Consider the following 25,688-nt stretch of genomic DNA (forward strand, 5'->3'; position numbering starts at 1 on the left):
GAAAAATGGATATCACCATGACCTGTAGAACGGCTTTTTTCTTCGATGAACGCTGCCTGTGGCACAGCGGCAGCCCCCACGTCCTGACGCTCCCGGTAGGCGGCTGGGTCCAGCCGCCGTCTGCCGCGGGGCATGCTGAATCACCGGAAACCAAGCGCCGGCTGAAAAGCCTGATGGATGTCTGCGGACTGACCCGTCAGTTGCATCTGCGCAGTGCCCCTGCGGCCACCGAGGACGATCTGCTACGGGTCCACAGTGCCGCCTACCTGCAACGTTTCAAGGCCTTGAGCGATGCCGGCGGTGGTCAACTGGGCGACGAGGCGCCTGTGGGACCCGGCAGCTATGAAATCGCCAAGCTGTCCGCCGGGCTGGCCCTGGCCGCCGTGGACGCCGTGCTCAGCGGTGAGGCCGACAACGCCTACTCGCTGTCCCGTCCACCGGGACACCACTGCACCCGCGACCAGGCCATGGGCTTCTGCTTCCTGGCCAACATCGCCATTGCCATCGAGGCCGCCAAGGTCCGCCATGGCCTGGGCAAGGTAGCGGTCATCGACTGGGACGTGCACCACGGCAACGGCACCCAGTCGATCTACGAAGAGCGGGCCGACGTGTTGACCCTGTCCCTGCACCAGGACGGCTGCTTTCCACCGGGTTACGGCGGTGAGCACGACCGTGGCCGCGGCGCTGGCCTGGGCTGCAACATCAACATCCCGCTGCTGCCCGGTGGTGGCCATGATGCCTACCTGTACGCCATGCAGCGCATCGTGGTACCGGCCCTGGAACGCTTCGAGCCCGAGCTGATCATCGTCGCCTGCGGCTATGACGCCAACGCCGTGGACCCATTGGCGCGGATGCTGCTGCACAGCGACTCCTTCCGCGAGATGACCCAGTGCCTGCGCGACGCTGCCGAACGCCTGTGCCGGGGACGCCTGGTACTGGTGCACGAAGGCGGCTACTCCGAGGCCTATGTGCCTTTTTGCGGGCTGGCGACCCTGGAAGCACTGTCGGGCATCCGTACCGCGGTCCAGGACCCGATGCTGGAGTTCGTGCGCCAGCAGCAGCCCAAGCAGGACTTCACGGCCTTTCAGCGCCAGTTGCTGGACCGTCAGGCCGTGGCCATAGCGACCGCCGCTCGCTGACCCGCCCGGCGCCCTCCCAGGGCTGATGTTCAGCGGCCTGACGCCGGACATCAGCCACTGCCTGCCTTATCAGCTCTCGCACACGTTATTGCGCCACGCCAATGGCCGCGGCCCGAGCCCCGTCCCCCCGCTCCTCTGCCTGCCGCCTCGCGCAGCCCTCCGGCACATTCGCCCTGACGATGGCCAAAGGTTTTCTATTCTCTCCTCAATAACCTGACCCACGGGTCCGTTTTTTCGCCGTTCACCCCAGGAAGAACTCTCGCGTGTCGTAGCAACGCGCCTTTGCCTTCGGGATCGGGTGTGTCGTGCGCCGGGGCCTGTCCGTCTGCTTGCCCGCTATCCCCGGTTGCCGGGATTTCCCACTGATCGGGGGCTTGCCTATCCGCTGAGACAAAGGAGATGTCCATGGACCGCAAGACCAAGCAATACCTCGACGAGATCTACTTCTGGCAGAGGGCCCGCGCCCGCCTGTTGCAGCAAGCGGCACAACTTCACGAACCTCCCCCCGGCCCAAGGGAAACCACCGTAGCCGATACCGCCAAGCAAGCGCTGGACGATCTGTTGCACAGCTGCGGCCTGGCCGCACTGCGTCGCGGTTCCGAACAGGCTGCGCCACCCGGGCACGGGTCCGCCGGGAGCACGCCGCCGACGGAACCGGCGGACTGAAGCACCGCGGGCAATGCCCTGGCTATAACGGCTCCAGGGCCCGGGCCTCACTGGGTGTCTGCTGATAACGGGCCTTGAACGCCCGGGCAAAATGCGCCTGGCTGACAAAGCCATGACGGTAGGCGATTTCACTGATGTCCAGGCTTGCCCCCTGGCTGCTGCAAAGCAGCTGGCGGGCCTGCTGCAGGCGTTTTTCCAGGATGAAGCGGCTGGGCACGGTGTTCTCCATGGCGAACAGCCGGGCCAGGTGCCGGGTAGAAATGCCGGTCTGGGCCGCGACCCGTTCGCAGCTCAGGGCCGGGTCCCCCAACTGTTCATGAATGCACTGTTTGGCCGCCAGCAGGTAGGAAGCGCTCAGGGCATTGATGGGCCGTTCTCCAACCTGCCCGGCGATGATGCTGGCCAGCAGTTCGAAGGCCTGTTCCTGGTAGGTCTCGGCCTCGCCACACAGCGGCTGCTGGAAAAACGTCCGGGTGCGCTCGCCAAGGGTGCGCAACAGCAAGCGCTGAACTGCGCTGTGCACGCTGATCTTCAGCGTCCGGTCGAAACGCTTCAGGCAGCGCTCGGCAAACTGCTCCTGGGGAATGTCGAAAATGAACTGGCGCATCGCCCCGCAGAAGCCGAACAGGTAAGGCTTGTCGGTGCGGTAGACCACCAGCTCCCCAGGTTCCAGCACCTGACAGGCGCCGTCCTGATAGAAGAACGAACCGCTGCCGGTGACCAGGGACACGAAGATCGAATCCTTGGGTACACCGCGGATCATCGACGTATCGCGTTCCACCACGTGTTCATTGCCCACGATGCGCGCCAGGCGCATGGCCCCCAACTGCAGGTTGTCCTGGCGGGCGGTGAAACCCTCGTCGGCGTAGGAGTTGCACTTGAGCCCCACCAGGGTGCTGGCGTTGTAGTCCTCCCAGAAGCTCAGGCGGTGATCCGGGTCGACCGCCTGGGTGCTGGCGTGCCGGGTTTCGAGCAAGGCGCATGGAGACATTGTTGTTCTTCTCATGGGCGGCTGGATATTCCCCGGACGGCAAGGCTGTGTCCGGGCACCTGGGGCCGCATGATCTGCGGGCTGCGGCCATTCATTAACATCTGAACCATATAGCCTGTCAACTTGAAACGCCGTGAGAGCCGTTCGCCGGAACGGCCTCGTCACCTCGCTATTTTCGGTAGGAAAAATCCCCGTCCGAAACAGACAACAAATCGGTCCGATTCAATCAAACCGGCGTCCAGCCGTAGGCCTAAAGTCGCCTCAGTCATCCCCATGACGCCCCCCTATCACAACAATCGAGGTCGACCATGCCTGAAGCCGCCACCCGTGAGTTCTGGAAAGACCTGCAGCCCATCGCCCACTGTTTCAAGCCCGACGCCAAGCCCGAGGTCTACCTGCCGAATGCCGCCAGCGACGACCTGAGCCTGTACGTGCCCTTCACCGAAACCGTGTCGTCGCGACCGCTGTGGATTTCCCCCAGCGAGAACCGCTGGTGCGACATCCTCATGGCCCGCAGCGCCGGGCTGGTCAACCGCCACTACCACCCTCACGAAGTCTTCGCCTACACCCTGTCCGGCAAGTGGGGCTACCTGGAGCACGAATGGACGGCCAGCGCCGGCGACTTCGTCTACGAAACCCCGGGCGAAGGCCACACCCTGGTGGCCTACGAGCACGAGCAACCGATGCGGGTGTTCTTCATCGTCAAGGGCCCTTTGATCTGGCTCGACCAACAGGGTGAGCCCGACGGTTATTTCGACGTGCACTCCTACATCGCCCTGTGCCGCGAACACTACGAAAAGATCGGCCTGGGCGCGGCCCATATCGACACCCTGTTTCGCTGACCTGCGCCGCTCACACCTCCTTTGGAGAACCACCATGGCTTATAAAAACAACAAGGCCAGTTACCAGAACACCTTGCTCGGGGTGCTGTTCCTGACCTTCGGCTTTGTCTTTTTCGATCGTCTGGCGCTGTCCTTCCTGTTCCCTTTCATGGCCGACGAACTGCAATTGAGCAACCGCCACCTGGGCATGCTGTCGTCGGTGCTGGCCCTGGCCTGGGCGGTGTCCGGCGCCCTGGTGGGCGCCTGGTCGGACCGCCGTGGCGTGCGCAAGCCGCTGCTGATTGTCGCGGTGATCCTGTTTTCCCTGTGCTCGGCCCTCTCCGGGCTGGTCACCGGTTTCCTCAGCCTGCTGTTGTTTCGCGCCATCATGGGACTGGCCGAAGGGCCAATCCTGCCCTTGTCACAATCCTTGATGGTGGAGGCTTCATCGCCCCAGCGCCGGGGCCTGAACATGGGCCTGCTGCAAGGCTCGGCGGCCGGGCTGCTGGGGGCGGTGATCGGCCCGCCGCTGCTGATTGCCCTGGCCGAAGCCTATGGCTGGCGCCACGCTTTCATCCTCTCGCTGGTTCCCGGCCTGCTGATCGCCCTGCTGATCTGGCGCTACGTGCACCCGGACCCGCCACGGAGCGAATCCCGAACCAACGCCGCACCGAGCAAGGGCAGCGGACATCGGCTGGCCTTGCTGAAAAGCCGCAACATCGTGCTCTGCACCCTGATCAGCTGCGTATTCCTGACCTGGTTCATCATTCTGATTTCCTTCACCCCGACCTTTCTGGTCAAGGTCCGCGACTACAGCCCGGCCAGCATGGGCACGGTGATGAGCTGCCTGGGCGGCGCCTGGGTGCTCTGGGGCTTCGGCGTGCCGGCGATCTCCGATCGCATCGGCCGGCGACCGACCCTGGTGCTGTTCTCGCTGATCGCCGCCTGCTGCCCCATGGCCCTGCTCTATGCGTCTTCGCCCTGGATGCTCGGCGGGCTGATGCTGCTGACCTACACCGGCCTGGGCTGCTTCACCCTGTTCATGGCCACCATTCCGGCGGAAACCGTGCCCCGTGAAGTCATGGCCACGGCCCTGGGCCTGATCATGGGCATCGGTGAACTGGTGGGCGGCTTCGTCGCCCCGACCGTCGCCGGGTTCGCCGCCGACCGCTTCGGCCTGTCCATCGTCATGTGGATGTCCTGTGGCGGCGCCTTGCTGGCAGCGGTACTGGCGCTGTTTCTCAAGGAAACCGCTCCGGCGGTGCTGGCCCGTCAACAGCGCCAGCACACCTCCTCTGTCCTGCAAGGAAACCAGCCATGAACGCACTGCGTTGGCACGCCGCCCGGGACCTGCGCCTGAGCCAGGTGCAACTGCGCCAGCCCGGCCCCGGGGAAGTCCTGCTGCAGGTGGCCTACTGCGGTATCTGCGGCAGTGACCTGCATGAGTACGCCGATGGGCCGCACTCGATTCCCCAGCACGCGGCCCACCCGCTGTCCGGCTGCCGGGCACCACTGACCCTGGGCCATGAGTTCTGCGGTCAGGTGGTGGCCCTCGGTCCCGGTGTCGATCCGAGCCTGCTGGGGCAACGGGTGGCCGTGGAGCCGGAGTATCGCTGCGGCGAATGCCAATACTGCCGCATGGGCCAGTACAACCTCTGTGAGTCCATGGGCTTTATCGGCCTGATGGGCGACGGCGGTTTTGCCGAGCAGGCCCTGGTGCCCGCCTACATGCTGCACCGGCTGCCAGAGCGCGTCAGCTTCAAGCAGGCCGCCGTGCTGGAGCCGGCGGCGGTGGCCTACCACGCCCTGAACCAGAGCAGCCTGCTGGCCGGCGACAGTTGCGTGGTGTTCGGTCTGGGCCCCATCGGCCTGCTGCTGATCCTGCTGGCACGGTTGCGGGGCGTGGAGCGCATCTACGCCGTGGACCTGGACCCCGAGCGCCGGCGCCTGGCCCTGGAATTCGGCGCCAGCGCCGCCCTGGACGGCGCCGACCCACAGTTGCAGGAGCGCCTGCGGCAACTGAGCGACGGCGGCCTCGACACAGCCTTTGAGGCCGCCGGCAGCCAGCAGACCCTGAGCCATGCCCTGCACTGCCTGCGCAAGGGCGGTGAGGCCGTGCTGGTGGGCCTGATGGGCCAAGTGCAGGTCGACGCCTTCCACCTGGTGAACAACGAACTGCGCCTGCTCAGCAGCGTCGGCTACCGCCATGTGTACCCCCAACTGATCGAGCTGCTGGCCAGCGGACGCCTGGACCTGTCGCGGCTGGTGACCCGCTACCTGGCCCTGGAGCAGGCGGTGGAACAGGGCTTCGAGGCGCTGTTGCACGACAAGAGTCAGATCAAGGTGCTGATCAACCCGACGCCGGCCCTGGCCGAGGCCTGACCCATCGCTTTCAACACTCAAGACAAAAACAACAAGAAACGAGTACCCGACATGAATGCTTCCTATGCGCTGTGCCCGCTGTTGGCAGCCTTGCTGCTGCCCCTTGATGGCTTCGCCGATGCCCCGGCTGCGCCCCGCAGCGGGCCACTGTCCGGGCTGGGCGACTACCTGGCCGACCAGGGCATTACGCCCCACGTGCAGTTTCTCAGCCTGGCGATGAAGAACCTCGATACCGGCCCGCGGCCCCACAGCTTCGGCAACAGCGGCGACCTGTTCGTCGGCGCCGATATCGACCTGGGGACCTTCGCCGACCTCGACGGCGCGGCGCTGCACGTCGAACAGACCCTGTTCATCCTCGACCAGCAGACCGGCGTACCCACCTCGCGCAACTGGCAAGGCGCCGCCGGCAGCTACTTTGGCGGCGCGCCGATCCACAACGACCTCACCAGCCACCAGCTGAGCCTGCTGACCTACCAGCAGACCTGGCTCGACGGCCGGGTCGACCTGAGCCTGGGGCGGACCAACGCGCGGCGCTACTTCTATATCTACAACTGCGAAAGCACCATCACCTGCAACGACCCGATCATCGACTCTTCCACCGGCATCCTGCCGCCGCCCTACGGCAGTTGGGGCGGCTACCTGAAGTACCGGCTGACGCCCCAGTGGTACGTGCACGGCGGCGCCTTCGAATCCAACCCGGTGGACTACCTGAAGGAGCGCAAGGGCCTGGATTTCAGCACCGACGACGCCAGCGGCACCAGCCTGCTGCTGGGCCTCGGCCGCCAGAACCAAGAGGCCTACAGCGCCCACTACGAGCTCAACGGCTACTACAACACCGCCAAACAGGTGGATCCGCTGACCGGGGCCACCGCATTCGGCAGCGGCGGCGCCTTCTTCAAGTTCCAGCAGGCACTATGGCGCGCCGACGCCGGCACCGGCACCGCGCCCCAGGCCTTGCTGCTGTTCGGTTCGCTGTCGGCGGCGGCCGACGACAAACAGCCCTTCAGCCAGTTCGCCGAAGCCGGGCTGACCTATCTGGCGCCCTTCGACCGGCCCCGGGACAAGCTCAACCTCAAGGCCAGCTACCTGCGCCTCAACGATCATCAACTGCGCTTCCAGCAACAGGCACGGACCGCCAACGGCGGCGATCCGCGCCTGGGCGAGCGCAATGTCTATGCCCTGGAAGCCAACGCCCACATCGCCCTGACCCGGCAACTGGCCCTGGAGCCCAGCGTCCAGTACCTGATCAACCCGGACAATTTCTACAACCCCGAAGCCCGCGAGCTGAGCGGCAACGGCTTTGTCGTCGGCCTGCAAGTGACCCTCGACGTCGGCTCGCTGCTGGGGCTGTGAGATGGATTTCTGTGACTGCCCAAAGAGGTATCCCCATGACTGAACACACCACGCAAACCTTCGACTACATCGTGGTCGGCGCCGGCTCCGCCGGTTGCGTGCTGGCCAACCGGTTGTCCGCCGATCCTAAGCTTCAGGTGTGCCTGATCGAGGCTGGCCCCAGCGACCGCAGCCTGCTGCCGGCGGCCTATGTGCGTACACCGGCGGGGATCATCCGCCTGATCGCCAACCCGCGCTGGAACTGGATGCATCAATTCAGCGCCCAGGCCGCCAGCGGCGACCAGCCCATCCCCTGCCCCCGCGGCCGGGTCTGGGGCGGCTCCAGCGCCATCAACGGCATGATCTACATCCGTGGTCATCGCCAGGACTTCGACCGCTGGGCCGCTGCCGGCAACCAGGGCTGGAGCCATGACGAACTGCTGCCCTATTTCAAGCGTTCGGAGCATTTCGAACCGGGGGATTCGCCCTGGCACGGCCAGCACGGCGAGCTCAACGTGGCCGAGCAGCGCAGCCCGAGCCCGGTCAACCAGGTGTTCTATGAGGCGGCCACGAAGCTGGGCTGGCGCTACAACCCGGATTTCAACGGCCCGGAACAGGAAGGCTTCGGGCCCTTCCATGTCACCCAGGTCAACGGCGAGCGTTGCAGCGCGGCCCGGGCCTTCCTGCACCCGATCCTGCAGCGGCCGAACCTGACCGTGCTGAGCAACACCCTGACCCACCGGGTGCTGCTGCAAGGCACTCGCGCCAGCGGCGTGGAGATCAGCCAGAACGGCGAGGTCCGGCAATTGCAGGCGCGCCGGGAAGTGATCCTGTGCGCCGGGGCGATCAACTCGCCGCAGTTGCTGCTGCTCTCCGGCATCGGCCCGGCGGAGGAACTGAAATCCCACGGCATCCTGCCGCGCCACCCGTTGCCCGGGGTCGGCCTGAACCTGCAGGACCACCAGGACATCGTGCTGATGTACCGCAGCGACCCGGAGCTGGGCTACGGTCTTTCGCCCAAGGGCCTGTTGCCCCTGGCCCGTTCGCCCTGGCAATACCTGACCCGGCGCCAGGGCCCGCTGACGTCGAACACCGTGGAGTCCGGGGCCTTTCTGCGCCTTACGCCCGAAGACCCGGTGCCGGAGCTGGGGCTGATCGTCGCCCCGGCCCTGAAGAACCAGCCCCGGCGCCTGATTCCCGTGGGCCATGGCATCAGCCTGCATGTGGCGGTGATGCATCCGCAAAGCCGAGGTCGAGTGCGCCTGAACTCCGCCGATCCCCACGACAAACCGCTGATCGAGGCCAACTTTCTCAGCCACCCGGAAGACTTGCGCAAACTGGTGGCCGGCTTGCGCCTGGTGCGCCAGCTGGCTTCGACCCGGGCCTTCTCCCGGCGCCTCAAGGGCGAACTGCTGCCCGGTCCGCAGGTGCAGAGCCAGGAGCAGATCGAGCAATGGATCCGCCAGCACCTGGGCACGGTGTTCCACCCGGTGGGCAGCTGCAAGATGGGCCATGACGAACTGGCGGTGGTCGACGATCAACTGCGGGTCCACGGCCTGCAGGGACTGCGGGTGGCGGACGCCTCGATCATGCCGAGCCTGATCACCGGCAACACCAACGCGGCGGCGATCATGATCGGGGAAAAGGCCGCCGACCTGCTGCTGGGCTCGTCACTGGCACAGCCGAGCGCCGAGCCCCAGGGCCACGCGTGCGCCTGAGGCCAGGGTTCAGGGGCGCTTCGGCGCCTCGGCACTCCAGAGCACCGGCCAGTTGTCATAGCCCAGGCCACTGCAATTGGGCATGCGCCGGTAGTCGGTGAGCTGGAAGGCCTGGCCGTCGAAGTGCCAGCTGGCCATTTCCCCGCAGTCGCCGATCCCGCGGCCCATGAGGAAACTGCTGAGCGTCCCGGTTTCGGGGTCATAGTTGATGCCGCCAGTATGGTCGACGCTGCCGTCCGGCAATGCCTGCATCAGCAGGGGCTGTAGCGCATAGGGCGCGGTGCGCGAGCGGCTGCTGATGTCGAACAGGCAGATATAGGCGCCGCAGTCGGAGAACTCGAACACCAGCGCCTGCTGCGCCGTCAGCGGATAGAGCTCGATGCGCGCAGGCATGACGTAGTCGTCGTCCTCTTCCGACTTGGGCGGAGGGAGTGTTTTCTGCACCGCCGCCCGCAGCCCCCTGCGCTCCCGGGCACTGAGCGGCGTCACCCCGGGATAGGGGCGCAGCGCCGGGGCCGCCTGGACCCTGGGCACCGCGCTGGCCGGTTGTTCGCCGGGCGTGGCCAGGGCGCTGAGCGTGCCCTGGCGGTGCTGCACCTGATCGACCTGTTGCAGCAATTCGGCCAGCCCGGTCAGAAGCACCCGGGCCGGTTGCGCCCCCGGCAGTTCCAGCACCTGCCCGCTGCGCAACCGCGCCAGCCATTGCCGGGCCAGGGCCTGATCGTCAACCCGGTAATACTGCTGCTGCCGGGTACTGTCGGGGGCTTCCACTTCCTGCACCAGCGCCGCCAGCAAGGCGGGCTCCAGCGGGCGGCCGTCCAGGCGCAGTGCGTTGGGCTCGATAGGCGCGCCCTGGTGCTCCAGTTGCAGCTGCAGCCGGCCTTCGGGACCGGCCTGGCTGCGGATGATCAGGGTCAGGTGGTTGACCGGCTCGGCAAACCCGATGTTCGGCGTGTAGAGCAGCTGGCAGTCGCGGCGGTTGTCGCAGGCGCTGATCCAGCCCTGCTGCTGCACCCACAGCGGGGTCAGTTCCGGAAGCTCCTGGGCCAGGCAGGGAGCGGCGCCAAGCACCAGCAAAGACAGCACAGCGGGACGCAGCATGACGACGCTCCTGGTCAGACAAAGGCGCGGATTCTGCCACGCTCGCCCAGGTTCGAATACCGCCATCGCCAGCGCCCCGGGGCGAGGCATCGCAGCCGCGCCGAACGGCCCGGCGCCAGCGCTCAAGGGCCTGGCGCGTCGGCCCCTGGCGGGTTGGTCTGGCCCTGGCGCGCGCGGTATTCCCCCGGCGCGGTCTTGGCGTAACGCTGGAAGAAGCGGCTGAAATAGGCCGGGTCCTTGAAGCCCAGCTGGTAGCAGATTTCATTCACCGAACTGGCGGTGAACAGCAGCAGGCGCTTGGACTCCTGCATCAGGCGCTCGTACACCAGGCGCTTGGACGGCAGGTCGGCAATGCGTCGGCAGACGTCGTTGAGCCGCGCCTCGGTCACCCCCAGGGTGCTGGCGTAGCGCGCCAGGGGCCAGTGCTCCAGGTAGCGGGCCTCGATCAGCTCGTTGAAGCGATGGAAGATCTGCAGGTCTTCGTGGCGTGCCGGACGGGCCTTGAGGGAATTGGCCGACAGCCTGAGCAGGCTGATCATCAGCAGCCGGGTCAGGGCTTCCAGGGCCGGCTCGCGCCCCGCGTCCTGCCCGGCGATTTCCTGCTGCAACTCATGGAACAGGCACTCCAGGCGCCGCACCTCGCCGGCGAACTGCGGCCCCAGCCGCGCCAGGGCCACGCAGGCCGGTGGCACCAGCGGCGCGGGGGCCAGCGTCGGATCGGCGCCGATCAGCTCCCACACCAACTGCTGGCGCACGGTGAGCACGTGGCCCTCGCTGTCGGCCTCGGTGACAAAGGCATGGGGAATGGTCGGCGGGGTCAGGAAGAACATCGGTCCCGACTCCAGGTACTGCTGGTCATCGAGGTAGACCCGCACCGCGCCGCTTTGCACGTAATGCACCTGGAAAAAACGGTCGTGGCGGTGCACCGGCATGTTGCGCCCGAAGAAGCCGGCGAGGTTGCTGAGTTTGTCGTAATGCACCTGGGCATCGGCGTAGCGCTGATCGTAGACCTGGCCGATGTTGATGTTGGGAATGGGTTGACGTGGGTTCATGGCACCCTTCTGTTTTTTATTTTTCAGCACGCAGAGCGTTGGCATCCTGCGCGATTCGCGGCTGGCCCGCCAGGGCAAGACGCAATCGTTCAGGCTGGCGCTTGACGATCATTAACATATTAAATATAACGTTAATACATTAACGAATTCACCCCGCCAGCGGCAAGCGCACTGCGGGGCCCCACACCAGGAACCAGGAGACGCTCGATGAGCCGTGCACTGAACGATCACGCCGGCGGCACCCTGTTCGGCGTTGCGCTGAACTACCAGGGCTTGCTGCAGAGCCATCTGCAAAGCTTCACCCAGCCGCCCTACCAGAAGCCTCCGGTGAAGCCGGTGCTGTTCATCAAGCCCCCCAACACCCGCAACAGCCATGAAGCACCGGTGGTGTTTCCCAAGGACGTCGAACGCCTGCAACCGGGCCCGGCCCTGGGGGTGGTGATCGGCAAGCGTGCCAGCCGGGTGAGCCTGGAAAACGCCCTGGAGCATGTGGCCGGCTACACCATCGTCAACGAGTTCAGCCTGCCGGAAGACAGCTACTACCGCCCGGCAGTCAAGGCCAAATGCCGCGACGGCTTCTGCGCCATCGGCCCGCAGCTGGTGCCGGCCGCCCAGATCAGCGATCCCCACGACCTGAGCCTGGAGCTGTTCGTCAACGGCGAGCGGGTGCAGCACAACAGCACCGCCAACCTGGTGCGCAACATCCCCCAGCTGATTGCCGAGATCAGCGAATTCATGACCCTGCATGCCGGAGACGTGCTGATCACCGGCACTCCCGAAGGCCGGGTCGATGTGCGGCCCGGCGACCGGGTCGAAGTACAGATCAGCGGCCTGGGCCGTCTGGCCAACAGCATCGTTGCCGAATAAGGAACCGACATGAAACACGCGCGCATCCGCTATCAGGGCCAGGTCCACGACGCTCGGGTCACCGGCCCCAACACCCTGCAACTGGAGGACGGCCGGGTCCTGGCCGAAGACCAGGTGCAGTGGCTGCCACCGGCCACCGGCACCCTGTTCGCCCTGGGCCTGAACTACGCCGACCACGCCGCCGAGCTGGCCTTCAAGCCGCCCACCGAGCCCCTGGTGTTCATCAAGTCGCCGGGCACCTACACCGGCCACAAGCAGGTGACCTGGCGCCCGGACAACGTCGCCTACATGCACTACGAGTGCGAGCTGGTGGCGGTGATCGGCAAGACCGCGCGCAACGTCAAGCGCGAGGACGCCCTGGACTACCTGGCCGGCTACACCCTGTGCAACGACTACGCGATCCGCGATTACCTGGAGAACTACTACCGGCCCAACCTGCGGGTGAAGAACCGCGACGCCACCACCCCGGTGGGCCCGTGGATCATCGACGCCGCCGAGGTGCCCGAACCCAACAAGCTGACCCTGCGCACCTGGGTCAACGGCGAACTGCGCCAGCAAGGCAGCACCGCCGACATGATCTTCGACATCCCCTACCTGATCGAATACCTGTCCAGCTTCATGACCCTGCAACCGGGGGACATGATCGCCACCGGTACCCCCGAAGGCCTCAGCGATGTAGTGCCCGGCGATGAAGTGGTGGTGGAGATCGAAGGCGTCGGCCGGCTAGTCAACCGTATCGTCAGCGAAAGCGAATTCTTCGCCCATCACGCCCACCCAGAGCCCACCGCCGTGGCCAAGGAGCACGCATAAATGATCAAGCACTGGATCAACGGCCGCGAAGTCGAAAGCCGTGAAGTCTTCACCAACTACAACCCCGCCACCGGCGAAGCCATTGGCGAGGTGGCCAGCGGCGGCGCCGAGGAGATCGCCCAGGCGGTAGCGGCGGCCAAGGATGCCTTTCCGAAATGGGCCAATACCCCGGCCAAGGAGCGCGCCCGGCTGATGCGCCGCCTGGGCGCCCTGATCGAGGAGAACGTGCCGCACCTGGCGGAGCTGGAAACCCTGGACACCGGGTTGCCGATCCACCAGACCCGCAACGTGCTGATTCCCCGGGCCTCGCACAACTTCGATTTCTTCGCCGAGGTCTGCACCCGCATGGACGGCCACAGCTATCCGGTGGACGACCAGATGCTCAACTACACCCTGTACCAGCCGGTGGGCGTGTGCGCCCTGGTGTCGCCATGGAACGTGCCGTTCATGACCGCCACCTGGAAGACCGCGCCCTGCCTGGCCCTGGGCAACACCGCGGTGCTGAAGATGAGCGAACTGTCGCCGCTGACCGCCAACGAGCTGGGCCGGCTGGCGGTGGAAGCCGGGATTCCCGCCGGGGTGCTGAACATCGTCCAGGGCTACGGCGCCACCGCCGGCGATGCCCTGGTGCGCCACCCGGACGTGCGGGCGATCTCCTTCACCGGCGGCACCGCCACCGGCAAGAAGATCATGCAGACCGCCGGCCTGAAGAAGTACTCCATGGAACTGGGGGGCAAGTCGCCGGTGCTGATCTTCGAGGACGCCGACCTGGAACGGGCCCTGGACGCCGCGCTGTTCACCATCTTTTCCCTGAACGGCGAGCGCTGCACCGCCGGTAGCCGGATCTTCATCCAGGAAAGCGTCTACCCGCAGTTCGTCAAGGAGTTCGCCGCCCGGGCCAAGCGCCTGCTCGTCGGTGACCCGCAGGACCCCAAGACCCAGGTCGGCTCGATGATCACCCAGGCCCACTACGACAAGGTCACCGGCTACATCCGCATCGGCCTGGAAGAAGGCGCGACCCTGCTGGCCGGCGGCCTGGAACGCCCGGCCAACCTGCCGGCGCACCTGGCCCGCGGGCAGTTCATCCAGCCCACGGTATTCGCCGACGTCGACAACCGGATGCGCATCGCCCAGGAAGAAATCTTCGGCCCGGTGGTGTGCCTGATCCCGTTCAAGGACGAGGCCCAGGCCCTGCAACTGGCCAACGACACCGAGTACGGCCTGGCCTCCTACATCTGGACCCAGGACATCGGCAAGGCCCATCGCCTGGCCCTGGGCATCGAGGCCGGCATGGTGTTCATCAACAGCCAGAACGTCCGCGACCTGCGCCAGCCCTTCGGTGGCGTCAAGGGCTCGGGCACCGGCCGCGAAGGCGGCGAATACAGCTTCGAAGTGTTTGCCGAGATCAAGAACGTCTGCCTCTCCATGGGCAGCCATCACATCCCGCGCTGGGGCGTGTAAGGTTTACAACCGTCCCGGATCACGCCAACAAGAAGATGTTTCAGGAGAAGCACCATGGGCGAAGTCGTCATGGCCGCCAAGGTCTGCCACGTTCCATCGATGTACCTGTCCGAACTGCCGGGCAAGCACCACGGCTGCCGTGAGGCGGCCATTGCCGGGCACAAGGAAATTGCTCGCCGCGCCCGGGCGCTGGGGGCCGACACCGCGGTGGTGTTCGATGTGCACTGGCTGGTCAACAGCGGTTACCACATCAACTGTGGTGAAGCCTTCAACGGCACCTACACCAGCAACGAGCTGCCGCACTTCATCAAGAACATGACCTACGACTACCAGGGCTGCCCGGAGCTGGGGAAGCTGATCGCCGCCGAGGCCAACGCCGCCGACGTGCGCACCCTGGCCCACAACATCCCCAGCCTGGAGCTGGAGTACGGCACCCTGGTGCCCATGCGCTACATGCACATGGACGTGCCCGCCGCCGAGCATTTCAAGGTGGTGTCCATCGCCGCGTGGTGCGCCTGGCACAAGCTGGAGGACAGCTTCACCTTCGGCGCCGCCGTGCGCCGGGCGATTGAAAAGAGCGAGCGCAAGGTCCTGGTGCTGGCGTCCGGCTCGCTGTCCCACCGTTTCTCCAACGACCGCGAAGCCGAGGCCAACATCCACAACTGGACCCGGGAATTCGACAAGCAGGTGGACCAGCGGGTGGTGGAGCTGTGGCAGCAGGGTCGCTTTCGCGAGTTCTGCGCCATGCTCCCGGACTACGCCACCAGTTGCCATGGCGAAGGCGGCATGCACGACACGGCAATGCTCCTGGGGCTGCTGGGCGGGCCGGAACACCAGCGCCCGGCGGAGATCATCACGCCGCTGTTCGGCAGCTCCGGCACCGGCCAGATCAACGCCATCTTCTAGAAGCAGCGGCAAGTTCCAGCCACTCGCTGCAAGACACAATCGAACGCAGTGCCAAGCCACCAGCCTCAAGTCACAGGAGTCCGCTCTTGTGGCTTGCAGCTTGACGCTTGCCGCTGCCTCCCAAGGAGACTTCCCGTGCCGCATTTCATCGCTGAGTACACCGACAACATCGAACAGGCCGCCGATCTGCCAGGGCTGTTCAGCAAGGTTCATGACTACCTGGGCGCCACGGGCGTGTTTCCCCTTGGGGGCATTCGCAGCCGCGGGGTACGCCTGGACACCTGGCGCATGGCCGATGGCAAGCACGACTACGCCTTTGTCCATATGCGCCTGCAAGTGGGTGCCGGTCGTGACCTGGCCACCCGGCGCCAAGTGGCCGAGGGGCTGTTCGACATCATCAAGGCCCACTTCGCCACGCTGCAGGCGCAGCGCTTGCTGGCCCTGTCGTTCGAGATGAGCGAGCTGGATGCCGAGCTGAACTTCAAGCACAACAACGTGCATGAGTTCCTGCGCGGACAGGCCTGAGCATTGTGCCGGCCCTTTCGCCGGCAAGCCGGCTCCTGCACAACGCCCATGCCACCCGTAGGAGCTGGCTTGCCAGCAAACAGGCCCGCAAGCCAGGCGCCAGCCCCGAGGCAGACTTCGCTGGCAAACCGACCCACACAAGAACAATAACGAGATCTCCCCATGTCCCATCCCGCAATCGCCGAGGCTCCTGTGGCCGAGGTCAATGACTGCTATCGCAAGATCACCTGGCGGCTGATGCCGCTGTTGTTCGTCTGCTACATCTTCGCCCACCTGGACCGTATCAATATCGGCTTCGCCAAGTTGCAGATGACCCAGGACCTGGGCTTCAGCGACAGCGTCTACGGCCTCGGCGCCGGGCTGTTCTTCGTGGCCTACGCGCTGTTCGGGGTGCCCAGCAACCTGGCCCTGGAGCGGGTCGGGCCACGGCGCTGGATCGCCTTGCTGATGCTGGTCTGGGGCCTGCTGTCCAGTGCCCTGATGCTGGTCGACAGCGCCTGGGGCTTCTATGTGCTGCGCTTTCTGCTGGGGGTCGCCGAGGCGGGTTTCTTCCCCGGCATCCTGGTGCTGCTCAACCGCTGGTTCCCGGCCAGTCGCCGCGGTCAGGTCACCGCGCTGTTCGCCATCGCCGTGCCCATGGCCGGAGTGATTGGCGGGCCCTTGTCGGGGTGGATTCTGGAAAGCTTCCACGACTTCGGCGGCCTACGCGGCTGGCAATGGATGTTCCTCATCGAAGGCTTGCCCGTGGTGTTGCTGGGTCTAGTGGTGCTCAAGGCCCTGCCGGAAAGCATCGAGCAGGTGAACTGGCTGACCCCGGCGCAGAAAGCCCAGCTGTTGCAGGCGCTGCAACAGGAAGAACAGCGCAAGTCCATCAACCGCTTCAGCGACATCCTCACGGAGCGCCATGTCTGGCTGCTGGTGTGCATCTACTTCGCGGTGATGCTGGCGGTGAACACCATCGCCTTCTGGATGCCGACCCTGATCCACCACGCCGGCATCGCCCGGGACAGCAACGTCGGCCTGCTCAGCGCCCTGCCCTATCTGGCCGGTTGCCTGTTCATGCTCGGCGTTGGCCGTTCTTCGGACCGCCTGCGCGAGCGCCGCTGGCATTTGGCGATACCGCTATTGATGTCCAGCCTCGGCCTGACTCTCACCGGGCTGGCCCCGGGCGACCCGTGGCTGGTGATGTTCGGCCTGTTGGTGGCGGGCATGGGCGCCAGCGCCGCGCTGCCGATGTTCTGGCAGTTGCCGCCGGCCTTTCTCGCCAGCAGCACCCAGGCCGCGGGCATTGCCCTGATCAGTTCCTTCGGCAGTGTGGCCGCCTTCCTCGCGCCCTACCTGATCGGCGTGGTGCGCGACGCCACCCAAAGCGCCAGCCTCGCCCTCTATGCCCTGGCCCTGCTGATCGCCCTGGGCGCCTGGCTGGTGCTGCGGGTGCCAGCCCATATCGTCAACCCTCGGGAGAAATAACCATGCTCAGCCCTTCGGATATCCAAGAAGCCGCCGCGCGCCTCAATGCCGCCGAACGCAGCCGCGAACAGATCGGCCAGTTGTCCCTGCAATACCCCGACATCAGCATCGAGGATGCCTACGCCATCCAGCGCAGCTGGGTGGAGCAGAAGATCCGCGACGGCCGCAAGCTGGTGGGCCACAAGATCGGCCTGACGTCCCGGGCGATGCAGGTATCGTCGAACATCACCGAGCCGGATTTCGGCGCCTTGCTGGACGACATGCTGTTCGATGAAGGCACGGACATTCCCTTCCAGCGCTTTATCGTGCCGCGGGTCGAGGTGGAGCTGGCGTTCATCCTCGGCAAACCCCTGAAAGGCCCCCACTGCACGCTGTTCGATGTGCTGGACGCCACCGACTGGGTGATCCCGGCCCTGGAGATCATCGACGCGCGCATCCAGCAAGTGGACCCGCAGACCCAGGCCACGCGCAAGGTGTTCGACACCATTTCCGACAACGCCGCCAACGCCGGGGTGGTAATGGGCGGCCGCGCCGTGCGCCCAGGGGATGTGGACCTGCGCAAGGTGCCGGCGGTGCTCTACCGCAATGGCGTGATCGAGGAGTCCGGGGTGTCTGCCGCGGTACTCAACCACCCGGCCAAGGGCGTGGCCTGGCTGGCCAACAAGCTGGCGGCCTACGACGTCGGCCTGGAGGCCGGGCAGATCATTCTCGGCGGCTCCTTCACGCGCCCGGTGGCCGCCCGTCCCGGGGATGTCTTCCACGTGGACTACGATCAGTTGGGCAGCATTGCCTGCCGCTTTGTCTGAGGAGACAGCCATGGACATGCCTCTGAACCTGTTCAAACAACGACTGCAACACAGCGAACCGCAGATCGGCCTGTGGCTGGGGTTGGCCGACGGCTACTGCGCCGAGCTGGCGGCCAACGCCGGTTTCGACTGGCTGGTGCTGGACGGCGAACACGCGCCCAACGATCTGCGCAGCCTGCTGGCGCAGCTGCAGGCCATCGCGCCCTACGCAGCCCAGGGCATCATCCGCCCGCCCATTGGCGATACCGCGCTGATCAAGCAACTGCTGGACATCGGCGCCCAGACCCTGCTGATTCCCATGGTGGAAAGCGCCGAACAGGCACGTCAGCTGGTGCGCGCCATGCACTATCCGCCGCTGGGGGTGCGCGGGGTCGGCAGCGCCCTGGCCCGGGCATCGCGCTGGAACAGCATCGCCGGCTACCTGGATCAGGCGGACGAGCAGATGTGCCTGCTGGTGCAGATCGAGAACCTCGAAGGCCTGCGCAACCTGGATGAGATTCTCGCGGTGGACGGAGTCGACGGCGTGTTTATCGGCCCGGCGGATCTGTCGGCGGCCATGGGCCAGCGCGGTAACCCCGGGCACCCCGAGGTGGTGGCCGCGATTGAAGACGCCATCGTGCGGATTCGTCAGGCGGGCAAGGCCGCGGGGATTCTCAGTGCCGATCAGCGTCTGGCCCGGCGCTGCATCGAACTGGGGGCGAATTTTGTTGCGGTGGGCGTAGATACCACGGTCCTGATGAAAGGCTTGCAGAGCCTGGCCGGCCAGTACAAGACCCTGGACACCCCTACCAGCGAAGGCGGGGTTTACTGACGAACGCTGGCTGGTAGCCTCTTCGCTGGCCAGCCAGCTCACTGTCCCCACTGCTTCAGGCCGGCCGCAAGGCCGCCGTCTGGCTCTTGATCTTGATCTTGATCTGAACGCCCCGTTAACCACGATGGCCGAACGCAGGCATTGAGCCGTGGGTAACCCGGCAGGGATGCCGGGTTAGCCGCCACCCGGCCATGGATGGCCGGTGGCGGCGGCCCACGGATCAATGCCGGAGTTCGGGCATGCCGAGCCCCAGCGAGGCACCGAGTGGAGGGGCAAAGCCCTTTGGTTACTTTGGGGCCCCAAAGTGACTCGCCGTAAGGGCGAAACCGCCAGCCGCCGCACCCGCGGAAATGGATATGTACCCCAAACCGCCACTGTAAGAGCGAAACCCTGAGCGGCCATTACCGCAGCAACGAATATGCCCACCACCCGCGCAGGTTAACGAACTTCGCTGGCCAGCCAGCTCCAGCGAGTATCTAGCGGGCGTTGCGGGCCAAGCGCCAGACGCGGGCGATGTCGGCGGCGCGTTCGCGCAGCAGGCGCGGGGCCTCGCGGCAGGCCTGCTCCAGGCTCATGGGGCCGCTGGTCAGGGCGAAGGCTGCGTCCACGCCGTGGGCGTACATCTGCTGGTAACCCTCGCCCAGGGTGCCGGCAATCACGATCACCGGAACGCCCTGCTCCCGGGCAATGCGCGCTACGCCAAAGGGGGTCTTGCCGCGCAGGGTCTGGGCGTCAAAGCGGCCCTCACCGGTAATCACCAGATTGGCACCGCGCATGGCCTGTTCCAGGCCCACCAGCTCCGCCACCACTTCCACCCCCGGGCGAAATTGCGCGCCGAGGAACGCCTTGGCGGCAAACCCCAGGCCGCCCGCCGCGCCGCTGCCGGGTTCGTCACGCAGGTCCTTGGGCAACACCTGGGCACACAGGTCGGCGAAGTGCCCCAGGGCCCGGTCCAGCGCTTGCACCTGTTGCGGCGAGGCACCTTTCTGCGGGCCGAAGATCGCCGAGGCACCGTGCTCGCCACACAGCGGGTTGTTGACGTCGGCGGCGATTTCAAAACGTACCTGGGCCAGACGCGGGTCCATGCCATCGAGCTCGATACCGGCCAGATCAGCCAGGGCCAGACCACCCCGGGGCAGTACCTGACCCTGGCGATCCAGCAATTTGAGACCCAGGGCTTGCAGGGCACCGGCGCCACCGTCGTTGGTGGCGCTGCCGCCGATGGCCAGGATGATGCGCTGGGCCCCGGCCTCCAGCGCGGCCAGGATCAGTTCCCCTGTACCGAAGGTGCTGCTGTTGCAGGCATCGCGCTGGTCCAGCGCCAGTAATTGCAGGCCGCTGGCCTCGGCCATTTCAATGATTGCCGTGTGGCTCTGGGGCAGCCAGCCCCAGCGGGCTTCGACCGGCGCCCCCAGCGGTCCCTGGACCCGATGGCTGCGCAGCTGCCCGTCACAAGCGGCGAGAATCGACTCCACCGTGCCCTCGCCGCCGTCGGCCATCGGGCATTGACGTAGCTCGGCGTCGGGCCAGACCTCGGCCAGCCCCAGGGCAATGGCCTGGGCCACGCCTGCGGCACTCAGGCTGTCCTTGAACGAGTCGGGGGCGATGATGATCTTCATGGGGTGTTCTCCGGTTCTTGTGCCGCCATGCTGCCACTTGGCGCAGGCGCTGGCCCCGGTCCGCTGCACAAGTCCGGGGGCGCTTTATTGTTCATTGCTACAACGGCGCAGCCTCGCCTAGCGTTGAAACCGCTGCCGCAGGCTGCGAACGGGCGCGGAGCGCTCGCGAGGGGCTTGAAGGCGATGCAGGTTTGACGGGAGATTGCCAGGCAAGGCCCTGCGGGCCTTTGCGCAGCCTCGCCATGGCTCGGCAGCGGCTACAGGGGATTGTGTTGAGCCGTGTTGGGGGGCAGCAATTGCACCCCCAGGTACAGGGCCAGCATGCCGTCCAGGCGCAAGGGGTCGACGCCGCTGAGTTCGGCAATCCGCTCCATGCGGTAGCGCAGGCTGTTGCGGTGGATGCCCAGGGCGTCGGCGCAGGCCTGGCTCTGGCCATCGTGGTCGCACCAGCTGCGCAAGGTCGCCAGCAACTGGCCGTTGCTGTCCTTGGCCAGCACCTTGCGCAACGGGGTCAGCAACTCGTCCAGGGCGTCGTCGTTGCGATGGCGCCAGAGCATCACCGGCAGACGGTAGCGGTTGAGGGTCAGCAGGCGCGAGTCCGGCAGCAGGTCGCGGCCGTAGGCCAACAGGTCGCCGACCCGACGATAGCAACGGCGCAATCCGGCCAGGCCATCGGCCTGCCCGCCCACGGCAACCCGCAGGATGTTCCAGCCCTGGCCGTCGAGTTTTTCCAGCAGGCGCGGGTTGTCCAGGCTGAAGTTCGCCGGGCGACACCAGAGCAGGGAGGTCTTTGACGAACTGACGCACCAGCTGTCCGGGTAGCGGCTCATCAGCCAGGTGCTGAGGGTCTCGACGCCCTGCCCCACGGGCTGCTCCGGTGCCAGTTCGAACAGGTAAGGGGTGCGCGCCAATTGCGGTTTGAGGCCCATCTGCCGAGCTTCATCCACCAGCCGTGGCGAGTCGCCGCTGTCGCTCAACAGCAGGGCCAGCAGATCGTCACAACGCTGGCGCCGCCATTGCTGTTCGGCCTGTTGGTGGCGCTGGCTCACCAGCATCTCGGCGGTCATGCGCACCAGTTCGGCGTAGGTGCGCAGCAACGCCGGATCGCCGGTGATGCCCAGCACGCCGATTAGCCGCTGGTCGTGCAGCAACGGCAGGTTGATCCCCGGCTGCACCCCCTTGAGCTGGCGTGCGGTGGGCTCGTCGATCTCCACCACCCGGCCGTTGGCCAGCACCAGTTGCGCGCCTTCGTGGCGGGTGTTGATGCGCTCCGGCTCGCCACTGCCCAGGATCAGACCCTGGCTGTCCATGACGTTGACGTTGTAGGGCAGGATGGCCATCGTGCGGTCGACGATGTCCTGTGCCAGGTCATGATCGAGTTCGAACATAGAGGGAAGGTCCTTGGACGTTGTTCAGTGGCACAGGGTCGGCGGCCAATCGCTGTGCGCCGGCACAAAGACAGCGACCTCGGTGTGACTGAGACTCTCGGGGCGGTCAACGTTACCCTTGCACCGCAAAAAATCATAATAAAGAGAGACACTCCATGTCACAGAGCGCCGCTGCCCCACTGGCCCAGGCTGACGACAAGCACGCCGTCTACAAGCGCATCACCCTGCGCCTGATCCCCTTCATCTTCGTTTGCTATCTGTTCAACTACCTCGACCGGGTCAACGTTGGCTTCGCCAAGTTGCAGATGCTCGATGCCCTGAAATTCAGTGAAACGGTCTACGGCCTGGGCGCCGGGATCTTCTTTATCGGTTACGTGCTGTGCGGCGTACCGAGCAACCTGGCGCTGAACCGGTTCGGCCCACGGCGCTGGATCGCGCTGATGATGATCACCTGGGGCACCCTGTCCACCTGCCTGCTGTTCGTCACCACGCCGACCCAGTTCTATACCTTGCGCCTGTTCACCGGAGCCGCCGAAGCCGGCTTCTTCCCCGGGGTGGTGCTGTACCTTTCACAGTGGTTCCCGACCTTCCGCCGGGGCCGGATCATGGCCCTGTTCATGTCGGCGATCCCGGTCTCAGGGTTGTTGGGCAGCCCGTTTTCCGGCTGGATTCTCAATCACTTCGCGGCCGGACAAGGCGGCCTCGCCGGCTGGCAGTGGATGTTCCTGCTGCAGGGCATTCCCACGGTGGTACTCGGCGCCCTGGCGTTCTTCCTGCTCAGCGACAGCTTCGCCCACGCCAAGTGGCTGACGCCGGCTGAACGCGCGGTGCTGGAGGCCGACCAGGCCGCGGACGCCGCCAACCAGCCGAAAACCACCAGCGATTCCCTGGCAGCCGTGTTCAAGAACCCGGCGATCTGGGCCTTCGGCCTGATCTATTTCTGCATCCAGAGCGGGGTCTACGCGATCAACTTCTGGCTGCCGTCGATCATCAAGAACCTGGGCTTTGCCGACAATCTGGTGATCGGCTGGCTGAGTGCGATTCCCTACCTGCTGGCGGCGGTGTTCATGCTGCTGGTGGGCCGTTCGGCGGACCTGCGCAAGGAGCGCCGCTGGCACCTTGTGGTGCCGATGCTGATGGGCGCCGTGGGCCTGCTGATCGCGGTGAACTTCGCCAGCACCCCGGCCCTGGCCATCCTCGGCCTGACCCTCGCCACCATGGGCGCCCTCACCGGCCTGCCGATGTTCTGGCCGGTGCCCACCGCCCTGCTCAGTGCCGGAGCCGCGGCCGGTGGCCTGGCGCTGATCAACTCCATGGGCCAGATGGCCGGCTTCCTCAGCCCTTACCTGGTCGGTTGGGTCAAGGACAGCACCGGCTCCACCGATGCCGCGCTGTACCTGCTGGCCGGGGTGATTGTCGGCGGTAGCCTGCTGGCCCTGCGCATGACCCGCACCCTGAACCGCTGAACCCCGGCAACACACCGCCCAGCAACGAAAAAAGCCCGTTCGAGCCTCTGCTCCAACGGGCTTTTTCATGGCCGGCCTCAGCTCGGGGCGCCACCGTGCCGGGCGTAGTCGTGGCTGATGCTCAATTCCCCCGCCGCCGGGGCATCCAGCTCCAGCACCAGGCCGCCGGGCAAGCGGACAAAGATCTGCCAGATGCCGTCTTCCGGGACCTGCGCCACCTGATGCTCCAGGCCACTGGCTTGCACTCGCCGTAACACGGCGTCGGCCGCCTCCTGGGTGCTGAAGGCGATGTGGCTCAGTTGCGGCTCGGGGCTATCGGCCTGTTCGATGACGTGGACCAGCGCCTGCCGGTCCTGATACAGCCAGCGCCCGGGAAAGGGAAACGGGGGACGCCGTCCCGCTTGCAGGCCCAACAGATCGGCGAATGCCTGCTGCAACGCCTGGCCCTGGGCACAGTTGAACGCCAGGTGATCGAAGCGCCAGCTCATAGCAGGCCACCGCCATCGACGTCGATCAGGCTGCCGCTGATAAAGCCGTTCTCCATGGCCAGGATAAAGGCCGCGGCGATGTCATCCGGCTGGCCGACACGACCCACCGGCAGGCTGGCGGCGGTGCGGGTAAACATTGCTGCCCGGGCCTCTGCCGTCAGACCAGCATAGGCTTCGGTGGCAGTGACCCCAGGGCTGATGACATTCACCCGGCGTGGCGCCAGTTCCTTGGCCAGGTGCTTGCCCAGGGCTTCGAGAGCGGCATTGAGGGTGGTCTTGAGCACTTGTCCGGGAACCATTTTGCGTGACAGCAAACCTGAGGTCAGGCTGATGCTGCCTTGAGCCGCCAGATGGGGCAGCGCCGCCTGGACCGCGCGCCACACGCCCCAGAACTTCACCTCGAACGCCCGCTGGGCATCCAGCAGATCGGTGTCGGCCAGGGGCTTGGCGGTGATCGCCGGACCGGCACTGATCACCAGATGGTCAAAGGCGCCCACGGCGCTGAACAGATCACCGAGGCTGGCGGCGTCGGTGATGTCCACGGCGAGGCTGCGGGCCGAGGGCGGCAACTGCGCCTGCTGCCGTTGCAAGGCGTCGAGGCTGCGCCCGGCGAGTACCACCTTGGCCCCGCGTGCGGCCGCCTGACGGGCCACGGCAGCACCGATGCCGCTGCCGGCGCCAATCACCACCACGGTCTTGTGCTGCAAGCTTGGATTGGAAAGAGTCATTGCGATCCCCTGGGTCATGTAAAGGTGATTGCATCTTCACAGCTTGCCAATCGAGGAAAAATCCCGCTAAAACGCAAAGATCTTTAAAGGATTTTTACTAATGAGCTCAATCCTCGACCTGGAAATTTTCGTGCGCACGGCCGATTCCGGGAGCATTTCCGCCGCCGCCCGCTCCCTGGGCATGACGGCCGCTGCGGCCAGCATCGCCCTCAAGCGCCTGGAAACCCGCCTGGGCAGCCGCCTGCTGGCGCGCTCCACCCGCAGCATGCGCCTGACCGAAGAGGGGCGCCGCTACCTGGAAAGCGTGCGTCTGGCCCTGGCCACCCTGGAGGACGGTGAGCAGGCGCTCAAGCAGCAGAGCCAGGGCCTGGCCGGTGTGCTGCAACTGTCGGCGCCCTCGGATTTCGGACGCAACGCGCTGCTGCCCTGGCTTGACGAATTCAAGGCCGAGCACCCGCAACTGCGCCTGCAACTGCGGCTCAATGACCGCCACGCCGACCTGTTCCGCGACACCGTGGATGTGGCCCTGCGCTTTGGCGTGCCGGCGGACTCGAGCCTGGTGGCCCTGCCGATCCTCCCCGAACATCGTCGCCTGGTGTGCGCCAGCCCGGCTTACCTGGCCCGTTGCGGCACCCCGCAGTCCCCCGAAGACCTGTCGCACCACAGTGCCCTGCTCTACCTGCGTAACGGCCAACCCTATGACAGCTGGCGTTTCAGCCGTGGCGCCGAGACTCGCGAGGTGCCCGTGCGCGGCGACTACCTGTGCGACGACGGCGAAGTGGCCCGGCGCTGGGCCCTGGCCGGCCACGGCATTGTCTACAAGGCCCGGCTGGATGTGGCCGAGGATATCCGCGCCGGGCGCCTGGTGCCGCTGCTCGACGACTGGCAAGGGGAACGGGCGCCGTTCAATCTGCTGTGCCCCCATCGCCTGCAGGTTTCCGAGCGGGTGCGCCTGCTGCACAGCTTTGTGTTGCAGCGCTGTCGGGCGCTGTGCCCGTGTTGAGCGCCGGTCCGGGGGCGGCTGGCCGGCAAGCCGGCTCCTGCGCAATGTCCTTGCAGGCGATCTCATGGGCCTCTTTGCCGAAAGGCCGGCCCCGGCGAGGAGGCGCCATTCAGGCATTGCGCTAGCCCGGCGTTGTGG

Annotated in this window: 24 protein-coding genes; 17 read left to right on the top strand and 7 right to left on the bottom strand. The window is 66.0% G+C overall.

The window, feature by feature from the left end:
- The first annotated feature begins 17 nt into the window (after positions 1–17).
- Positions 18–1,139 carry a class II histone deacetylase gene (locus ACMGF8_RS22215; protein WP_305949934.1) on the top strand — a complete coding sequence of 374 codons (1,122 nt, stop codon included), beginning with the start codon at positions 18–20 and terminating at the stop codon, positions 1,137–1,139.
- A 405-nt stretch (positions 1,140–1,544) separates the two neighbouring features.
- A complete protein-coding gene (locus ACMGF8_RS22220) occupies positions 1,545–1,805 on the top strand; it encodes a hypothetical protein (protein ID WP_250330642.1) in 261 nt (86 codons plus the stop codon).
- 22 nt (positions 1,806–1,827) lie between these two features.
- On the opposite strand, the gene ACMGF8_RS22225 is transcribed toward ACMGF8_RS22220, so the two are convergent.
- Positions 1,828–2,796: a helix-turn-helix domain-containing protein gene (locus ACMGF8_RS22225; RefSeq protein ID WP_416757093.1), complete on the bottom strand. Its 969-nt coding sequence runs from the start codon at positions 2,794–2,796 to the stop codon at positions 1,828–1,830.
- A gap of 308 nt (positions 2,797–3,104) precedes the next feature.
- On the opposite strand from ACMGF8_RS22225, the gene ACMGF8_RS22230 reads away from it, so the two are divergent.
- The 5 genes from ACMGF8_RS22230 to ACMGF8_RS22250 are packed head-to-tail and all read left to right on the top strand — an operon-like array spanning position 3,105 to position 9,049.
- Positions 3,105–3,638: a 2,4'-dihydroxyacetophenone dioxygenase family protein gene (locus tag ACMGF8_RS22230; RefSeq protein WP_060839573.1), complete on the top strand. Its 534-nt coding sequence runs from the start codon at positions 3,105–3,107 to the stop codon at positions 3,636–3,638.
- A gap of 34 nt (positions 3,639–3,672) precedes the next feature.
- Positions 3,673–4,938, top strand: a complete 1,266-nt coding sequence (locus ACMGF8_RS22235) for an MFS transporter (protein ID WP_416757094.1) — start codon at positions 3,673–3,675, stop codon at positions 4,936–4,938.
- Positions 4,935–5,999 (top strand): 2,3-butanediol dehydrogenase, encoded by a 1,065-nt coding sequence (locus ACMGF8_RS22240; protein WP_416757095.1) that lies wholly within the window; start codon positions 4,935–4,937, stop codon positions 5,997–5,999. The genes ACMGF8_RS22235 and ACMGF8_RS22240 overlap by 4 nt, the downstream gene beginning before the upstream one ends.
- Before the next feature lie 51 nt (positions 6,000–6,050).
- The gene (locus tag ACMGF8_RS22245) at positions 6,051–7,352 is read left to right on the top strand and encodes a carbohydrate porin (protein ID WP_416757096.1); all 1,302 of its coding nucleotides are present in this window, start codon (positions 6,051–6,053) and stop codon (positions 7,350–7,352) included.
- A gap of 35 nt (positions 7,353–7,387) precedes the next feature.
- Positions 7,388–9,049, top strand: a complete 1,662-nt coding sequence (locus ACMGF8_RS22250) for a GMC family oxidoreductase (RefSeq protein ID WP_416757097.1) — start codon at positions 7,388–7,390, stop codon at positions 9,047–9,049.
- Between the two features lie 9 nt (positions 9,050–9,058).
- Here the strand turns inward: ACMGF8_RS22250 and ACMGF8_RS22255 are convergent, their stop codons facing one another.
- Both ACMGF8_RS22255 and hpaA read right to left on the bottom strand, forming a co-directional pair.
- Positions 9,059–10,150 (bottom strand): DUF1176 domain-containing protein, encoded by a 1,092-nt coding sequence (locus tag ACMGF8_RS22255; RefSeq protein ID WP_102863287.1) that lies wholly within the window; start codon positions 10,148–10,150, stop codon positions 9,059–9,061.
- Between the two features lie 122 nt (positions 10,151–10,272).
- Entirely contained in the window at positions 10,273–11,202 is a 930-nt protein-coding gene (gene hpaA, locus ACMGF8_RS22260; protein WP_416757098.1) for a 4-hydroxyphenylacetate catabolism regulatory protein HpaA, read from the bottom strand.
- A gap of 207 nt (positions 11,203–11,409) precedes the next feature.
- Here hpaA and ACMGF8_RS22265 point away from each other — a divergent pair, with 207 nt between their 5' ends.
- The 8 genes from ACMGF8_RS22265 (at position 11,410) to hpaI (ending at position 18,858) form a co-directional block, all read left to right on the top strand.
- Complete coding sequence (locus ACMGF8_RS22265; protein ID WP_416757099.1) at positions 11,410–12,069, top strand: fumarylacetoacetate hydrolase family protein; 660 nt, start codon at positions 11,410–11,412, stop codon at positions 12,067–12,069.
- Between the two features lie 9 nt (positions 12,070–12,078).
- Entirely contained in the window at positions 12,079–12,879 is an 801-nt protein-coding gene (locus tag ACMGF8_RS22270) for a fumarylacetoacetate hydrolase family protein (RefSeq protein ID WP_416757101.1), read from the top strand.
- On the top strand, positions 12,880–14,340 hold the full coding sequence (hpaE, locus tag ACMGF8_RS22275; RefSeq protein WP_416757103.1) for a 5-carboxymethyl-2-hydroxymuconate semialdehyde dehydrogenase: 1,461 nt from the start codon (positions 12,880–12,882) through the stop codon (positions 14,338–14,340).
- Positions 14,341–14,394: 54 nt separating this feature from the next.
- Complete coding sequence (gene hpaD, locus ACMGF8_RS22280) at positions 14,395–15,246, top strand: 3,4-dihydroxyphenylacetate 2,3-dioxygenase (RefSeq protein WP_416757105.1); 852 nt, start codon at positions 14,395–14,397, stop codon at positions 15,244–15,246.
- 135 nt (positions 15,247–15,381) lie between these two features.
- Positions 15,382–15,771 (top strand): 5-carboxymethyl-2-hydroxymuconate Delta-isomerase, encoded by a 390-nt coding sequence (locus ACMGF8_RS22285; protein WP_102882626.1) that lies wholly within the window; start codon positions 15,382–15,384, stop codon positions 15,769–15,771.
- A gap of 162 nt (positions 15,772–15,933) precedes the next feature.
- Positions 15,934–17,241 carry an MFS transporter gene (locus tag ACMGF8_RS22290; RefSeq protein ID WP_416757108.1) on the top strand — a complete coding sequence of 436 codons (1,308 nt, stop codon included), beginning with the start codon at positions 15,934–15,936 and terminating at the stop codon, positions 17,239–17,241.
- A gap of 2 nt (positions 17,242–17,243) precedes the next feature.
- Positions 17,244–18,047 carry a 2-oxo-hept-4-ene-1,7-dioate hydratase gene (gene hpaH, locus ACMGF8_RS22295; RefSeq protein ID WP_102863279.1) on the top strand — a complete coding sequence of 268 codons (804 nt, stop codon included), beginning with the start codon at positions 17,244–17,246 and terminating at the stop codon, positions 18,045–18,047.
- 10 nt (positions 18,048–18,057) lie between these two features.
- Positions 18,058–18,858, top strand: a complete 801-nt coding sequence (hpaI, locus tag ACMGF8_RS22300; RefSeq protein WP_102863278.1) for a 4-hydroxy-2-oxoheptanedioate aldolase — start codon at positions 18,058–18,060, stop codon at positions 18,856–18,858.
- A gap of 476 nt (positions 18,859–19,334) precedes the next feature.
- Here hpaI and ACMGF8_RS22305 read toward each other — a convergent pair whose 3' ends face one another.
- Together ACMGF8_RS22305 and ACMGF8_RS22310 are read right to left on the bottom strand one after the other, a co-directional pair.
- Entirely contained in the window at positions 19,335–20,477 is a 1,143-nt protein-coding gene (locus tag ACMGF8_RS22305) for a glycerate kinase (protein ID WP_416757111.1), read from the bottom strand.
- Between the two features lie 257 nt (positions 20,478–20,734).
- Entirely contained in the window at positions 20,735–21,865 is a 1,131-nt protein-coding gene (locus ACMGF8_RS22310; protein ID WP_115580239.1) for a sugar diacid recognition domain-containing protein, read from the bottom strand.
- Between the two features lie 155 nt (positions 21,866–22,020).
- Here ACMGF8_RS22310 and ACMGF8_RS22315 point away from each other — a divergent pair, with 155 nt between their 5' ends.
- Entirely contained in the window at positions 22,021–23,331 is a 1,311-nt protein-coding gene (locus ACMGF8_RS22315; protein ID WP_207816299.1) for an MFS transporter, read from the top strand.
- Between the two features lie 77 nt (positions 23,332–23,408).
- Here the strand turns inward: ACMGF8_RS22315 and ACMGF8_RS22320 are convergent, their stop codons facing one another.
- Positions 23,409–23,819, bottom strand: coding sequence for a hypothetical protein (locus tag ACMGF8_RS22320; RefSeq protein ID WP_102863273.1), 411 nt, complete (start codon positions 23,817–23,819; stop codon positions 23,409–23,411).
- Positions 23,816–24,547, bottom strand: a complete 732-nt coding sequence (locus ACMGF8_RS22325; protein ID WP_102863272.1) for an SDR family oxidoreductase — start codon at positions 24,545–24,547, stop codon at positions 23,816–23,818. The genes ACMGF8_RS22320 and ACMGF8_RS22325 overlap by 4 nt, the downstream gene beginning before the upstream one ends.
- Before the next feature lie 100 nt (positions 24,548–24,647).
- Here ACMGF8_RS22325 and ACMGF8_RS22330 point away from each other — a divergent pair, with 100 nt between their 5' ends.
- Positions 24,648–25,550, top strand: coding sequence for a LysR family transcriptional regulator (locus ACMGF8_RS22330; protein ID WP_102863271.1), 903 nt, complete (start codon positions 24,648–24,650; stop codon positions 25,548–25,550).
- Positions 25,551–25,688: the final 138 nt, after the last annotated feature.

Origin of the sequence: Pseudomonas sp. BNK-7, from assembly GCF_048072025.1 — a bacterium.
GTDB lineage: Bacteria > Pseudomonadota > Gammaproteobacteria > Pseudomonadales > Pseudomonadaceae > Aquipseudomonas > Aquipseudomonas danubii.

Excerpts from the sequence above, each read along its gene's own strand:
- ACMGF8_RS22215 (WP_305949934.1), top strand. The coding sequence starts at position 18 with ATGACCTGTAGAACGGCTTTTTTCTTCGATGAACGCTGCCTGTGGCAC.
- ACMGF8_RS22220 (WP_250330642.1), top strand. The coding sequence starts at position 1,545 with ATGGACCGCAAGACCAAGCAATACCTCGACGAGATCTACTTCTGGCAG.
- ACMGF8_RS22225 (WP_416757093.1), bottom strand. The coding sequence starts at position 2,796 with ATGTCTCCATGCGCCTTGCTCGAAACCCGGCACGCCAGCACCCAGGCG.
- ACMGF8_RS22230 (WP_060839573.1), top strand. The coding sequence starts at position 3,105 with ATGCCTGAAGCCGCCACCCGTGAGTTCTGGAAAGACCTGCAGCCCATC.
- ACMGF8_RS22235 (WP_416757094.1), top strand. The coding sequence starts at position 3,673 with ATGGCTTATAAAAACAACAAGGCCAGTTACCAGAACACCTTGCTCGGG.
- ACMGF8_RS22240 (WP_416757095.1), top strand. The coding sequence starts at position 4,935 with ATGAACGCACTGCGTTGGCACGCCGCCCGGGACCTGCGCCTGAGCCAG.
- ACMGF8_RS22245 (WP_416757096.1), top strand. The coding sequence starts at position 6,051 with ATGAATGCTTCCTATGCGCTGTGCCCGCTGTTGGCAGCCTTGCTGCTG.
- ACMGF8_RS22250 (WP_416757097.1), top strand. The coding sequence starts at position 7,388 with ATGACTGAACACACCACGCAAACCTTCGACTACATCGTGGTCGGCGCC.
- ACMGF8_RS22255 (WP_102863287.1), bottom strand. The coding sequence starts at position 10,150 with ATGCTGCGTCCCGCTGTGCTGTCTTTGCTGGTGCTTGGCGCCGCTCCC.
- hpaA (WP_416757098.1), bottom strand. The coding sequence starts at position 11,202 with ATGAACCCACGTCAACCCATTCCCAACATCAACATCGGCCAGGTCTAC.
- ACMGF8_RS22265 (WP_416757099.1), top strand. The coding sequence starts at position 11,410 with ATGAGCCGTGCACTGAACGATCACGCCGGCGGCACCCTGTTCGGCGTT.
- ACMGF8_RS22270 (WP_416757101.1), top strand. The coding sequence starts at position 12,079 with ATGAAACACGCGCGCATCCGCTATCAGGGCCAGGTCCACGACGCTCGG.
- hpaE (WP_416757103.1), top strand. The coding sequence starts at position 12,880 with ATGATCAAGCACTGGATCAACGGCCGCGAAGTCGAAAGCCGTGAAGTC.
- hpaD (WP_416757105.1), top strand. The coding sequence starts at position 14,395 with ATGGGCGAAGTCGTCATGGCCGCCAAGGTCTGCCACGTTCCATCGATG.
- ACMGF8_RS22290 (WP_416757108.1), top strand. The coding sequence starts at position 15,934 with ATGTCCCATCCCGCAATCGCCGAGGCTCCTGTGGCCGAGGTCAATGAC.
- hpaH (WP_102863279.1), top strand. The coding sequence starts at position 17,244 with ATGCTCAGCCCTTCGGATATCCAAGAAGCCGCCGCGCGCCTCAATGCC.
- hpaI (WP_102863278.1), top strand. The coding sequence starts at position 18,058 with ATGGACATGCCTCTGAACCTGTTCAAACAACGACTGCAACACAGCGAA.
- ACMGF8_RS22305 (WP_416757111.1), bottom strand. The coding sequence starts at position 20,477 with ATGAAGATCATCATCGCCCCCGACTCGTTCAAGGACAGCCTGAGTGCC.
- ACMGF8_RS22310 (WP_115580239.1), bottom strand. The coding sequence starts at position 21,865 with ATGTTCGAACTCGATCATGACCTGGCACAGGACATCGTCGACCGCACG.
- ACMGF8_RS22315 (WP_207816299.1), top strand. The coding sequence starts at position 22,021 with ATGTCACAGAGCGCCGCTGCCCCACTGGCCCAGGCTGACGACAAGCAC.
- ACMGF8_RS22320 (WP_102863273.1), bottom strand. The coding sequence starts at position 23,819 with ATGAGCTGGCGCTTCGATCACCTGGCGTTCAACTGTGCCCAGGGCCAG.
- ACMGF8_RS22325 (WP_102863272.1), bottom strand. The coding sequence starts at position 24,547 with ATGACTCTTTCCAATCCAAGCTTGCAGCACAAGACCGTGGTGGTGATT.
- ACMGF8_RS22330 (WP_102863271.1), top strand. The coding sequence starts at position 24,648 with ATGAGCTCAATCCTCGACCTGGAAATTTTCGTGCGCACGGCCGATTCC.